The 14,326-nt window shown below is 57.2% G+C and carries 9 protein-coding genes and 1 pseudogene; 9 read left to right on the top strand and 1 reads right to left on the bottom strand.

Features of this window, described 5'->3' with window-relative positions:
- Positions 1-5: 5 nt before the first annotated feature.
- On the bottom strand, positions 6-1,187 hold the full coding sequence (locus E0E37_RS16250; protein ID WP_130864029.1) for an efflux RND transporter periplasmic adaptor subunit: 1,182 nt from the start codon (positions 1,185-1,187) through the stop codon (positions 6-8).
- 295 nt (positions 1,188-1,482) lie between these two features.
- Here E0E37_RS16250 and nth point away from each other — a divergent pair, with 295 nt between their 5' ends.
- The 9 genes and pseudogenes from nth to E0E37_RS16205 form a co-directional block, all read left to right on the top strand.
- Positions 1,483-2,121: an endonuclease III gene (nth, locus tag E0E37_RS16245; protein ID WP_130864028.1), complete on the top strand. Its 639-nt coding sequence runs from the start codon at positions 1,483-1,485 to the stop codon at positions 2,119-2,121.
- Positions 2,122-2,309: 188 nt separating this feature from the next.
- The gene (locus E0E37_RS16240) at positions 2,310-3,176 is read left to right on the top strand and encodes a response regulator transcription factor (protein WP_130864027.1); all 867 of its coding nucleotides are present in this window, start codon (positions 2,310-2,312) and stop codon (positions 3,174-3,176) included.
- Positions 3,173-4,606, top strand: a complete 1,434-nt coding sequence (locus E0E37_RS16235; RefSeq protein WP_130864026.1) for a sensor histidine kinase — start codon at positions 3,173-3,175, stop codon at positions 4,604-4,606. The genes E0E37_RS16240 and E0E37_RS16235 overlap by 4 nt, the downstream gene beginning before the upstream one ends.
- Positions 4,607-4,659: 53 nt before the next feature.
- Positions 4,660-6,408 (top strand): efflux RND transporter periplasmic adaptor subunit, encoded by a 1,749-nt coding sequence (locus tag E0E37_RS16230; protein WP_130864025.1) that lies wholly within the window; start codon positions 4,660-4,662, stop codon positions 6,406-6,408.
- Positions 6,398-7,195, top strand: coding sequence for an ABC transporter ATP-binding protein (locus E0E37_RS16225; RefSeq protein ID WP_330548595.1), 798 nt, complete (start codon positions 6,398-6,400; stop codon positions 7,193-7,195). Before E0E37_RS16230 ends, E0E37_RS16225 begins: the two co-directional genes overlap by 11 nt.
- A complete protein-coding gene (locus E0E37_RS16220) occupies positions 7,192-8,367 on the top strand; it encodes an ABC transporter permease (protein WP_130864024.1) in 1,176 nt (391 codons plus the stop codon). Before E0E37_RS16225 ends, E0E37_RS16220 begins: the two co-directional genes overlap by 4 nt.
- Before the next feature lie 49 nt (positions 8,368-8,416).
- A complete protein-coding gene (locus tag E0E37_RS16215) occupies positions 8,417-10,312 on the top strand; it encodes an S-layer homology domain-containing protein (RefSeq protein ID WP_165445412.1) in 1,896 nt (631 codons plus the stop codon).
- Between the two features lie 336 nt (positions 10,313-10,648).
- Complete coding sequence (locus tag E0E37_RS16210) at positions 10,649-12,166, top strand: sigma-54 interaction domain-containing protein (protein ID WP_165445411.1); 1,518 nt, start codon at positions 10,649-10,651, stop codon at positions 12,164-12,166.
- A gap of 538 nt (positions 12,167-12,704) precedes the next feature.
- A pseudogene (locus E0E37_RS16205) lies at positions 12,705-14,324 on the top strand (sodium:solute symporter family protein); the annotation flags it as partial.
- Between the last annotated feature and the right edge of the window lie 2 nt (positions 14,325-14,326).

The following is a 14,326-nucleotide window of genomic DNA, read 5'->3' as shown; positions in this document are numbered from 1 at the left end:
CTCCTTTACTGATCAGTTGTCTTATCGGAATCGCCTGCATTGCTCAGAATGTTTACCGGTTCACCCTCTATAATATAGTTCTGGCCTACGCAGACCACTGTCTGACCTTCTTTCAGGCCGCTGACGATCTCGACGATGGCTCCGTTGTCCAGACCGGTCTCCACAGGCACATAGGAAGGCTTGTTTTCTTTATCCAGCACGACCACCTGCGTCTCTCCGCCCTTGATGAGGACAGCGTCGGAGGGAACGGCGATGACATTTTCCCTCTTGTCGGAAACGATCTGCACTTCGGCGAACATACCGGCTACCACGCTGGCCTGACTGTCGTCGATCTTCACCGTGATAGGATAGGTGAGCGTTCCTGAAGAGGGAGCCGGGGCGATATTGGTGATGGTCGCCGTAAAGGGCTCGGAGGACAGGGAGTTCACAACAACGTTGACCTTCTGTCCCACGCTGATCTTTCCGATCAGATACTCGGATACGGATGTTTTGATCTCCAGATCGCTGGTATTGGCGATGGATACCGCAGCCAGGGCGGCGTTGGGATAAGCTCCCTGCGTCACGTTGACTTCCGTCACATAGCCGCTGATGGGCGCTGTGGCGGTGCCGTTTTTCAGGGATTCCGCCGCTGTGGAAAGCCCCGCCTGAGCCGCCGACAGCTGCTGCTGAGCAGTGGCGTACTGCGTTTTGGCGCTGTCGTAGTTCTGCTGAGAGGTGGCGCCCTCCTGATAGAGCAGGGACATGCGGTCATAGTTCAGCTTGGCGCTGGCCAGCGCTTCTTTGGCCATGTTCACATTAGCCGCCGCAGAATCGTAAGAACCCTGGATCTGAGCCGTATCCTGCGTAAAGAGCGTGGCGCCTGCATTGACGTAGTCGCCCACCTCTACGTAGACCGCCTTGACCTCAGACTGCATCATGGCAGGAACGGAGACCTGATCCTTCGGTTCGATCTTGCCGGAGAGAGGCGTCTGGACCTCCACGTTTTCCCGCTGGGCCGTGACTACCTGAACGTTGACTGCCGTCTTTTCGTCCATGTCGGAATCACCGCCTCCGCTCTTTGCGGAGAAGATGCGGAATCCCACGAAAAGGATCAATACAGCCAGAACGATGAGAAGGATCTTCTTTCTCTTCCCATTTCCCGGCTGTTTCTCTTTTGTCTCTTTCACTTCTGTTTCTGTTTTAGCCATTCGATAAACCCCCTTGATATGTGTGTAAATATTGCTGTTCGATCGAAAAAGCGGCGCTTTTGACGATCGAATGCAGGTATCATGAACATTTCCGACCCGCCGGTCGGATCAACATATGTATTGTACAAAATACTAATATATATGTCAATAGAAAATCGACCCGCCGGTCGGAAAAACGTTAAAGTAATATTTTTCTGAATTTTAAGCGTGTTTCGTATGTTTACCGGGGCCAGGAATGGTTATAAATCCACATGGAGCGGAAACGGAAAATATGGTGAGAGATGAGGAGACAGACATGGCAAAATTGAAGAAAGCGGAAACGGCGCAGCTCCGGGAGAAAATGCTGGAGATGTATCCGGATGCGGAGTGCGCACTGCACTTCGGCACGATCTTTCAGCTGCTGGTAGCGGTGGTGCTCTCGGCTCAGACGACGGATAAAAGCGTAAACGAGGTGACGCCGGCGCTTTTCGCCAGATGTCCCGACGCCAGATCCATGGCGGAGCTGACGGAGGAAGAACTGCAGGGATATCTGCGCAGGATCGGGATGTACAAGACCAAAGCGAAGAACGTGCGGAATCTTTCGCTGATGCTGGTTGAAAAATACGACGGGGAGGTCCCTGAGGACTACGATAAGCTGGTGGAACTGCCCGGGGTGGGGCGGAAGACGGCCAATGTGGTGTTATCCGTGGGCTTCGGCCGTCAGCGCATCGCCGTGGACACCCACGTGTTCCGTCTGGCCAACCGCATGGGGCTGACGGCGGAGAAGGACGTACTGAAGACTGAGCTGGCGCTGATGAAGGTTCTTCCTGAGGAGACCTGGAGCCGGATGCACCACGCGCTGATCTGGCACGGACGGCTGGTGTGCACGGCCAGAAGCCCCAAGTGCGGAGAGTGCGGACTTCTGGGAATCTGTAAGCGCAATGGGCTGAAATAAGAGAGGCTGAAAGATCGGAATACTGATCGGCCGGCGGAGGCGAAGTTGAGACGCCTCCGCTTTTTTGATGATCCTGTGAAGAATCTGTTGGTCTGGTGACGTTTTTTTGAAATGGAAGATAAAAGGAAATTACCTCACAATTACATCATATTTGTGAGGTAATATGGTAACAAAAGGAGGAAGGACACATGCGGGAACAGAAAATTTCGATCCTGATCGCCGACGATGAGGTGAAGATCGCGCGGGTCCTGCGCGACTTTCTGACGGCGGCGGGCTACGATATACTGGTGGCCTGCGACGGCGAAGCCGCGCTGGATACATATTACAGGCACAATAGAGAGATCGATCTGATCCTGCTGGACATCATGATGCCCGGGCGGGACGGGATCTCCGTACTGCAGGAAATACGGAAGACGTCTCTGGTGCCGGTCATCATGCTGACGGCCAGAGGCGAGGAATACGATCAGGTAAAAGGGTTTCAGTCGGGAGCGGACGACTACATCGTCAAGCCTTTCTCACAGTCCGTACTGCTTCTGCGCATTGAGACGCTTCTGAAGCGCCTGGGAAAAGGGACGGCCTGCCAGCTGACCATAGGGGAGCTCTCGCTGAATACCATGAGACGGACCGTATCGCTGTCGGGATGCCCCCTGTCGCTGACGAGAAGGGAGTTTGATCTGCTGTTTTATTTTGCGGTCAACGGGGGACAGACGGTGACGCGGGAGCAGCTTCTCGACAACGTGTGGGGCTATGATTTTGACGGCGACGCAAGAACGGTGGACACTCATATCAAACAGCTGCGGAGCAAGCTGGGCAGTTATGCGTCCGCACTGAAGACGGTCTACCGGGTGGGGTATCAGTTTGACGTCTGCAGGGACGAAGACCGCGGCGGAAATAGAGAGTCCAGCGGAGATGGGGATCGCGGCGGAAATAGAGAGTCCGGCGGAGACGGGGATCACGGCGGAAATAGAGGGTCCAGCGGAGACGAAATGGCCGGCGGAAAGAAAGAGTCCAGCGGAGACGAAATGGCCGGCGGAGATCAGGGGGAAAGCCGATGAGACGCGGGCGGAATAAAAGTATCAAAGTGCAGCTGGCTGCTTTTTTCCTCGTTCTGATCGCAGCCTCCATGCTGTGCCAGGTCATCTTCAATCTCGGCATCTCCAAGTCTGTTTTTCTCAATGAAAAACAGAAGCAGATCGAACAGCTGTTCTATTCGCTGGAGGCGAACTACACCGACGACGAAGAGAAGATCTGGGAGATCGTCACAGAAGCGCAGAATGTGCAGAATATCCGCGTGCTGATCGCCTCCGACAGAGAGGTGATCTACCAGAACCCTCCTTTCGAGAGGGGACCGGAACGGGAGGTGCGCACGGAGGAGCCGACGCTGACCGTGTTTTCCGCCCCCTGGAATGACGAAGAAAAAATGATCGTGATGACGGGGACCATCCGTTACCGGGGCGAACCGCGGTACGTGACGCTGACCACATCGGTGCAGGCCATCGACGACAGCGTGGCGCTGTTTACGAAGACAAATATCATCATTTCTCTGGGAGTCATGGCGCTGGGCGGCGCGGGCGTGCTGATCTTCGCCGGGAAACTGTCCCGGCCTATCAGAAATATCGAGGCGGTGGCCCAGGAAGTGTCTGAGCTGAATTTCGGGACCAAGGCGGATGAACAGGTCTCCGCAGCGGAGCTGTGCAGTCTGGCCCGCAGCATCAACACCATGGCGGACCGGCTGGAAGGGATGATCGGAGATCTGTCCTCAGCCAATGAGAAACTGAAGGATAAAGTGGATTATCAGCAGCAGGCCGAGCAGATGCGCCGGGAATTTATCGCCAATGTCTCCCACGAGATGAAGACGCCGCTCTCCATGCTGATGATGTACAGCGAGAGCCTGAGAAGCGACATTCCGGGCATCGACCGGAATTATTATCTGGACACGATCATGGAGGAAGCGGACCGGCTGAACGACATGGTGATGCAGCTGCTGGATATTTCGGCTCTGGAAAACGGTCTGTCCCGCATCGAGCCGGTTCCCTTCGATTTCTCCGCCTTTGCGGATTCCGTGACGGAAAAAGCGGCGGTGCTGCTGTCGGAGCAGTGCGTGTCCCGTAGCATCGAGGGCGGCATACGGGTCCTGGGCGATCAGAAGTATCTGGAGCGGGCCATCCGCAATTACATCGTCAACGCCCGGGCGCACACGGCGGAGGGCGGTCAGGTCCGCATCCTCCTTGAACGCCGGGGCGGTCAGGCCTATTTCTCCGTGTTCAATCAGGGGGAGCCTGTGGGTGAGAAAGATCTGGAACGGATCTGGGACAGCTTTTACCGGGCGGATCAGGCAAGGACGCAGACGGAATCTCACCGGGTAGGTCTGGGACTCTATATAGTGAAGACGATCATACGGAGCCACGGCGGAAGCTATGGGGCGCGGAATACGGCGGACGGAGTGGAGTTCTGGTTTTCTCTCAACGCGGAAAGCGACGGATAGCAGAGGCATGGAAATAGAATAGGAAACGCAGGGTCCAGAAGGAGGGGCAGACAGTGAACGAGTTGGATGTTAAGCAGGATCAGAAAAAACGGTGGGGCGAGAAGCTGAAGGCCATTGGCAGCGCAGGAGGCGTCAGGCTGAAAGGGGCGGCTCGGCGGTTTCGGGCGATGAGCCGGAAAAAGCAGATCGGAAGCCTGGTGGCTCTGGTGCTGGCGGCGGCCGTGGGCGGATATTTTACGGTGGGCGGTCTCTTTACGGGGAATTCCCAGGCCACGGAATATACGGAATACGAAGTGTCCAGGGGAGACATTCAGGTGACCATCAGCGGTTCCGGGAGCATTACGCCAAGAGATCAGTACGAGGTCAAAGCCACCGTACAGGGCGACGTGCTGTCGGACACCTTTGAGGAAGGAGATACGGTGGAGAAGGGACAGCTGCTGTACACCATCGACTCAACCGACGTGGAAAATACGATCGAGCGGGCGAATATTTCTCTGGAAAAATCGACGATCAGCTACCAGGACAGCCAGAAGGCGGTGACGGGTCTGTCAGTGACGGCGTCCACGGCGGGCAAGGTGGCGGAGCTCTATGTCAAGAAGGGAGATAAAGTGCAGGCGGGCGCGCAGATCGCCAGGGTCGTGGACGACAGCCTGCTGACGGCGAAGGTGCCCTTCAGTGAGACGGACGTCAGCGCGCTCTATGTAGGTCAGACGGTGACTGTGACGGTGGAAAACACCTTTGAGCAGCTCAGCGGGACGATCACGGCGATCTCCAACGGCAGCCGGATCCTGGAGGGATATATGAAAGCCACAGACGTGACGGTGTCCGTCAACAATCCGGGAGCCCTGCAGGCAGGGACTTATATCAGCGTCACAGCGGGGAGCGTGAGCAGCCAGTCCGGCGGCGAGCTGGAATACAGTTCGGAAAAGATCGTGGAGTCGCAGGCCGCAGGTACGGTGGAGCGCATCATATCCGACGAGGGCGTCTACGTGAGCCGTGGAACCGTCATCGTAAAGCTGGCCAACGACGACGCGTCGGATTCTTTAAGAGACAGCAGTCTGAGTCTGCGGGAGGCGCAGCTCTCCTATGAAAATACAGCGAAGCAGCTGGAAGACTACAGGATCACCGCGCCGATCTCCGGATCGATCATCGATAAATCGGTGAAGGCGGGAGATACCATCGACAATACTTCGGCGCAGACGGTCATGGCCATCATCGCGGATATGTCGGAGCTGACGGTGACGATCTACGTGGATGAGCTGGATATCGCAGGGCTTGAGAAAGGGCAGGAGGTGGCTGTTACGGCGGATGCGCTGCCGGAGCGGCAGTACACCGGCTACGTGGATAATATCAGTATCAACGGCACGTCATCAAACGGCGTGACCACCTATCCGGTGAAGATCGTGGTCAACGAACCGGAAGATCTGTGGCCGGGGATGAATGTGACGGCGGATATCGTGACGGATTCGGCGGAGGATGTGCTCCGGATACCCACGGCGGCGGTGCAGAGGGGCGACACAGTGCTTCTGAAAGACAATACGCAGCAGAAGGTGGAGCTGGGACTCAGCGACGAGGATTACATCGAAGTGAGCGGGGGTCTGTCTGAGGGAGATATCATTCTGGTCCCGCAGGCGGCTGCCGCCTCCCAGAACAGCGGTCAGATGCCGGAGGGCGGTATGCCCGGCGGAAGCGGCGGCGTTCCCGGCGGAGGAGGCATGCCTGGCGGAAGCGGCGGCGCGCCTGGAGGAGGCATGCCAAGCGGCGGAGGAGGCCGTGCAGGAGGTGGTCCCGGTGGAATGTAAAACGCGGAAGGCTGTCCCATCGGAGGCATTGAAGGAAGAAGCGGCTCCGGGGCTGCGCGGACCGTCTGAGGGCGAGGAACTCATCCGCCTGGACAATGTATACAAAATTTATCAGATGGGGGAGGAGACCGTCCACGCGGCGGACGGGGTGTCTCTGGTGATCCGAAGAAACGAGATGGTGGCCATCGTGGGGCAGTCAGGCTCGGGCAAATCCACCTGTATGAATATCATAGGCTGTCTGGACGTACCCACCCGGGGGAAATACTATCTGGAGGGAGAGGACGTGAGCGGCATGTCCGACGATCAGCAGGCGGATATCCGCAACCGCAGCCTGGGCTTTATCTTCCAGCAGTACAATCTCATTCCCAAGCTGGATGTGCTGGAGAACGTGGAGCTTCCCCTAATTTACAAGGGGATCTCCGAGCGGGAGCGGCATGAGAGGGCTAAAGCGGCGCTGGACCGGGTGGGCATTCTGAGCAAAATGCACAACATGCCTTCTCAGCTCTCAGGCGGTCAGCAGCAGCGGGTGTCCATCGCCCGGGCGCTGGCGGGAGATCCGCCCATCATCCTGGCGGACGAACCTACGGGAGCGCTGGATTCTCACACCAGTCAGGAGGTTCTCGGCTTTCTCCAGCGGCTGAATGCGGAGGGCAACACCATCGTCCTGATCACTCACGACATGGAGGTGGCGAAGAAGGCAAAGCGCATCGTACGGATCGCCGACGGGCGGATCGTGGAAGATTTTATGACCGGCGCCGGCTCTGAGGGAAAGGAGCGGTCGTCATGAATTTTAAACAATCCTTCCGCATGGCGGTCAAAAGTATAAAAGGAAGCAAAATGCGGGCCTTTCTCACCATGCTGGGAATCATCATCGGCGTGGGATCCGTCATCGTGCTGGTCAGCCTGATGAACGGCCTGACCTCCGACATGACCTCCCAGTTTGAGAGCATGGGCACCAATACCCTGACCGTGATGGTGATGGGGCGGGGCGGAAACCGTTCTTTCGGCGTGGATCAGATGGAAGAGCTGGTGGAGGAAAATCCTGAATACCTGTCGTCCTTCAGCCCCACGGTCAGCGCTTCCGTGACGGCAAAGGCAGATACGGAGTCGGTGAGCACCAGCGTCACGGGAGTGAACGAAATGTATCAGGAGATTCAAAGTCTGGAGCTGAGCGAAGGGCGGTTCATGAGCTATATTGACGTGGAACGGAGACAGCGGGTCTGTGTCATCGGCACGTATCTGGTGCAGGAACTTTTCGGGGGCGGCAGTCCCGTGGGGAGATCCATCAAGCTCAACGGCGTGAACTATAAGGTGATCGGCGTGCTGGAGGAGACGGGGGACTCAGAGGAGAGCTCTTCTGACGATATCATCTACATGCCCTACACTTCAGCGATGAAGCTATCGGGGACAGGAACGGTGAGCAGCTATACGCTGGCGGCCACAGACCGGAATCTGGCGGAGCAGGCCAAGACGCTGGTGGAAAATGCGCTGTACAAGACCTTCAGCGACGATTCCGCTTACCGGGTGTCCAGCATGTCGGAGATGATCGATACCATCAATGAGATGACCGGCTCCATGACCATGGTGCTGGTAGGCATCGCAGGGATCTCCCTTCTGGTGGGCGGGATCGGGATCATGAATATCATGCTGGTATCCGTGACGGAGCGGACCAGGGAGATCGGGATCCGCAAGTCGCTGGGCGCCAAAAGAAAAGATATTATGCGTCAGTTCGTCATCGAGGCCGCCACCACAAGTTCCATGGGAGGGGTGGCAGGGATCCTGTTCGGCGTTGTGGTGGCTTACGCCGCGGGGGTGATCATGGATATGACCGTGGTGCCTTCCATGGGCGCCATTCTGCTGGCCTTTTCCGTATCCGTGGGGATCGGAATGATCTTCGGATATTTCCCGGCCAATAAAGCGGCGAAGCTGAATCCTATCGACGCGCTGCGCTATGATTAGACCTTCAGCGGCAGAAAGGCAGCTGAAGACAAAGGAAAGGAAGAAACATATGATTGATAAGAGATGCAAAAAGCGTGCGGCGGCAGGTATTCTCTGCCTGCTGCTGGCCCTGGGCACGGTGACGGCGGGTACCGTAAAAGCAGACGCGGCCGGGACGGAAGACAGCGCTGCGCTGCTCATGGCGTCCATGGGCATCATCTCCGCCGATTCCAGCGGAAATTACAACCTCAGCGGCAATGTGACCCGTGGAGAATTTGCAAAGATGCTGGTGCTGGCGTCGCCCTACAAGGATCTGGTGGCCACCGGGGTGTATTCGGCGCCCTTCAAAGACGTGGCCGCCACCAACGTTTACGCGCCTTACATCCGATTGGCGGTGAGCAGCGGGCTGCTGTCCGGCTACAGCGACGGGACTTTCCGGCCGGAAGGGACCATGACGCTGGAACAGGCGGTAAACGCGGCGCTGATCCTGCTGGGCTATACCCAGAGCGATTTTCAGGGGGCGTTTCCCTATGCCCAGATGAACACTTACGCGGGCATCGGACTTTCCAAAAACATATCCGGGGGCGTGGGGACCACGCTCACCCGAAAAGCGGCGGTATATCTTCTTTACAATCTTATGAGCACAAATATGAAGGACGGTTCGCAGAAATATGCGGAAACACTGGGCTATACGGTGAACAGCAGCGGTGAGGTGGATTACGCCGGCATCATCAGCGACAATATGAACGGGCCCTACACCGCGACCGGAACGGGCTGGATGAGTTCGCTGGGCGTGGGTTCCTCGGCTGTGGTGTACCGCAACGGCAGTCTGGCCTCCGTCTCGGACGTGCAGCCCTACGACGTCCTGTATTATACCGGAGACAAGACCATGGTCTGGGCCTACAGTGACAAGGTGACCGGCATCTATGAAAAAGCCTCTCCCAGCCAGGATACGGTCACGTCGGTGACGGTGTCCGGAAAAGAGTACGAGCTGGAATCCTCTGCGGCCTTCGCCGCGCTGTCCTCCGGCGGCACGCTGAAGATCGGCGACGCGGTGACACTGCTCATGGGCAGGGACGGCGGCGTGGCCGACGCAGTTTCCGCTTCCAAAGTCAATGAGAAGGCCGTAGTCTATGTGACGGAGACGGGGACAAAGAGCTACGAGGACGGGAATAAAAAGACATATTCTTCCATCTATATCAAAGGAGTAACGCCTCTGGGAAGCGAAGCGGAGTACACGGTGGGCGTAACGTGGATCAAAGTGGGAGACACGGTCTCCATCCAGTATTCCGGAACTGCGATGAAGGTGAACCGGGTCTCTGAGACCGGCCTGTATGGAAAGGTGAACGGCGATCTCATGACCATCGGCGGCGCCTCCGTTTCCCCGTCGGCAAGTATTCTGGATACCTATGAAGGCGCGTACACCGCCACTTCCATGGCCCGATTATCGGGGCTGGAGCTGGAGTCGGACGATGTGATCTACTATAAGGCGGAGAACGGAAAGGTGACGCAGCTGATCCTGGACAATGTGACCGGCGACTCGCTGGAATACGGCGTAGTCCTGTCCGCGGTAAACAGCAGCGGGGACATGAGCACCTCCGGCAGCTACACCTACGACGTGGACGGCGTGGTCCATACCCTGAACACGCCGGACAGCAGCCTGGGCGCCTACACAGGCCCAGCCGCCTTCTACGGCGCCGGAAACACCATCACCAACATCCGCAATCTGACTTCTGTGGGGACAAAGATCACCGCCGTCACCTCGGATTCCGTAACGGCGGACGGCACCACGTGGAACTTCTCGCCGGACGTCAAGGTATATGAAAAGGACAGCAGCGGAGATTACAGGCTCACCACGCTGTCCGCGGCAGCGGCGGCGGGGAAGAACGCCGGATTCTACTACGACTTCGACCGCTCGGCAGCCTCCGGCGCGCAGATCCGGGTGATCATCGTGACCAAGAAGTGACCGCAGAACAAGTAAGATCTTATGGCAGAGTTACATGACAGAGATCTGTCACAGCAGAGATCTGTCACAGCAGAGATCTGTCACAGCAGGGACCGGAGCTTCCGTATCTGGGAAGATCCAGTCTCTGTTTTTTTGCGGAGCGAAGGGTATGGGGACCGGAAACAGAGACGGGTCATAAGGTCTCCCTTTCGTTATCCCAGGTTGAAATTTGCTTTGCAATACGGTATTATAAATACAATAGCCGGAATTTTCAGTCCCCTTGGGCGGGCATGGCGGTTCAGGCGCGCAACAGGTTTTTCTGGTGGGCAAGTGCAGTGGCAGCGGGGAGTGACGGACATGGAAGAAGAGAAGTGGGAAGGTGTTGACGATTGCTGCCTAGGGGAGGCGGATTACAGAGCGTTTGCCGCGGCCGTGTGCGAGGCTGTGGGAGCGGCCCCCTCGGATGCGGAGAGCCGCGAAGGGCTGGAACGGCTGGGTAGGCAGATCCGTTCCCTGCAGGGGAATTACTGGATCCTGCACACCGCCTGCGAGTATTCGGCGGACAGCATCCACATCACCGACGGCAAAGGCAACACGCTGTTTGTGAACAAGGTATTTGAGGAGAGAGTAGGTATTCCCAGAGAAAAGATCCTGCAGCGCAATGTGAAGGATATCGAAAAGGAAGAGCTGTACTATCCGTCGGTGGTGGCCCTGGCGATCAAGGAGCAGAGGAAGCTGACCATGACACAGGCGGCCCATGGCTCGACGACGATCACCACCTCCACGCCTGTCTTTGACGAGGAGGGAAATATCGTTCTGGTGGTGAGCAACGCCAGGCCGGTGGAGGAGCTGAAACTGCTTCACGATTTTTTCCAGCGGCGGGAAGAGCCCCATGAACTGACGGGCGGAAGACCGCAGCTGATCTATCGGAGCGGTCAGATGGCGGGGCTGATGGACCTGCTGGATCGGGTAGCGCCGGTGGACTCCGCCGTACTTCTGACGGGGGAGTCGGGGACGGGCAAGAGCGTTCTCGCCCATTACATCCACATCCACAGCGGCCGGGCCGACGGGAAATTCGTGAAGATCAACTGTGCCGCGATCCCTGAGACGCTGCTGGAGTCGGAGCTCTTCGGTTATGAGTCCGGAGCCTTCACCGGAGCGAAGCAGGGCGGAAAACGAGGGTTGATCGAGGTGGCAAATGGCGGGACTCTGTTTCTGGATGAGATCGGCGATATGCCGCTGATGCTTCAGGCCAAGCTTCTGCAGGTGATACAGTACGGCGAGATCCAGCGCATCGGAGGGGAGGAGCCCATCCGCGTGGATATCAGGGTGATCAGCGCCACCAATCAGAACCTGGAACGCATGATGGAAGAAGGCCGGTTCCGAAGCGACCTGTTTTACCGGCTGAATGTGGTGCCGGTACGGGTCCCGGCCCTCCGGCAGAGACCGGAGGACATCGCGCCGCTGACGGAGGCGTTTCTCCAATACAACAATGAAAAGTATCAGAAGAACGTGGTATTTTCCTATGAGGTGATGGAGTGTTTCTACCACTATCAGTGGCCGGGCAACATCAGGGAGCTTGAAAATCTGGTGGAACGGCTGGTGGTCACCAACCGTTCCGGGCTGGTCTCGGCACCGGAGCTGCCCACCGAATTCTGCGTCTATTTTTCCAAGGAACAGAAGCCCATCGTCGTCAACAGCCCCATCAGGCTGCAGGACGCGCTGGAGGAAGTGGAGCGCCAGCTGGTCCGGGCCGCTTACGCGCAGCTGGGCAGCAGCTACAAGGTGGCGAAGCAGCTGGGGATCAGCCAGTCGGGAGCCAGCCGCAGGATACAGAAATATGTGCTGGAGAGCTGGCACGAGAAGAAAAAGTAGCCGGGACCGGCGGAGAACCGAGATGCAGGTCAGAGAGTGACCCGAATTTGAATATGAGTCAAATTCGGGTCGTTTTATTTTTTGTACGCAGATCCGGGAGATCCCGGGATTACGCCGCCGTCGGGCAAGTCATTCCTGCGTTGCCGTCATCTGGGGCGGGTGGTCAGAAGGCCCCGGAGCCGTTGAGAAGTGTGGGAATATTCGATTTATTTATATTTGGCATAAAACATGCAATTAATCAGAGTAATTGCGCAAGGTTTTATTTAAATTACTTCCGATTTATCTGTGAGAAAAAGAGGTGATACAATGTCAATCATTACGCTCAGCGGTATCTTGCTCATCATTCTGATCATTGCATTTATATTCATAGGAATGAAATTTAAAAAGGTGACGACTTCATCGGAGGATTTCCTGCTGGCGGGCCGCGGCGCGCCCTTCTGGCTCACCGCGGCCCCCGCCGTGGGGGGGGGGGGGGGGGGGGTGCCTTTTCCCTCTTTCATTTTTTTGATTAGAAAGCGCGCCCTTCTGGCTCACCGCGGCGGCTGCTGTGGGCGGAGGCGTGGGAGGCGCCAGCGTTTCGGGCTGGACGGGTTACGGCTACGGAGGCGGTCTGACCTCTATCTGGCTTGCCATCTTTCCTATTTTGGGAGTCGTTTTCTTCTGTATGCTGTTCGTCCGCCGTCTGAATAATTTTGGACGGGAGAACAAAGCCGTCACCATCACTGACTTTCTGTGCATCCGCTACGGAGAACAGATCAGGGTTCCGGCGGCGATCATATCCTTTTTCCGGCCGGCATTTCTGGTGGGGATGCAGCTTCTGGCCATCGCCATCGTGTTCCGCGTGGCCTTCGGCTGGTCGATCCAGATCGGCGTATTTATCTCGGCGGTCATTATTATCGCTTATCTGGTCACAGCCGGCCAGTATTCCGCGCTGGTGACCCAGTGGCTGCAGACGATCCTTCAGTCGGGCAGCATTATCATATTCACGATCCTGGCCTTCAAAATGGCCGGCGGCTTCACGGAGACAGTGGATGCATTTTACACCGTGCTTCCGGAGACGTTCGTCAACTGTCTCAGCGTCACGTTTTCTGATTTCAGCGTCTGGATCCTGACCATGTGTCTCTTCTTTATGGTAGATCCGTACTGTTACATGCAGGCCTATCTGGGGGAAACGCCACGGGTCAGCCAGAACGCTCAGCTTCTGAGCTCCGGCAGCATGGCCTTCGGCATCACTGTGTTTTTCGGCGGAATGGCGCTGGCGGTGGCGGCCGGCAACGGAACGCTGGTGCTGCCGGCGGATCTGGCTCCCGACGCGATCTATGCTTTTGTATCTATGAATCACGCGCCCATGACCCTGGGAACCGTTCTGATCGTGGGCCTTCTGATGACCATCATCTCCTGCGGTTCCGGCTTCGCCATGAACGGCGTGACGATCCTGACAAACGATATTTACAACAAAGTGATCAATAAGAACGCCAGCGAGAAACAGATGCTCTTTGCCAGCAGGTGCTCTGTGGTCATCGTTATCGCCGTTGGCGCCGTAGGCGCTCTCTGGGTACCGAATCTGGTGCCGCTGTGGGTGCTGACTCAGGCCATCTGTATTTCCGGGCTGCTGGCGCCGGTGATGTGCGCCTGGTTCTGGAAGCGGTCCACCACCACAGGCGCGCTGCTGTCCTGCATCGGCGGGGGGCTGGCCGCCATCGGCTGGGCGCTCTATGCCTGGTCGGTCACCGGGACTCCCGGCGGACTGGTATTCGGGCTGCATGCCGCCCATGTGGGACTGCTGGTCTCCATTCCGCTGATGATCATCGTCAGTCTGGCCACAAAGGCGGATTACAAAATGGCCGAGCGCACCGCGTACCATGAGCTGGGGCTGAAGGTGCAGGAGAACAACCGTCTGACGGGAGATCTGGACGGCCCGGGATTCTTCGGCCGTTTCGGAGCGACGACCTCTGTCAGGAAGCTGGGATGGGCTCTGGTGATCGCTATGATCATCTGCCACTATATCTTCATGCTGGCCTTCCGGGTCCATGGGATCGGCTATGTGGCCGTGGTGGAGGCGATCGGATATTCCGCTGTACTGCTGGTCATTTTCACTGTCTGCGGAGGCAAGGACGTGATGAAGATGTTCGGCAGGACCGCAGGGAAGAAGAATTGATA

The sequence above is a fragment of the Bacilliculturomica massiliensis genome, assembly GCF_900605495.1.
Classification (GTDB): Bacteria; Bacillota; Clostridia; order Peptostreptococcales; family Anaerovoracaceae; genus Bacilliculturomica; species Bacilliculturomica massiliensis.
Note: the sequence above shows the minus strand (reverse complement) of the source record. Positions and strands in the feature narration are given on the sequence as shown.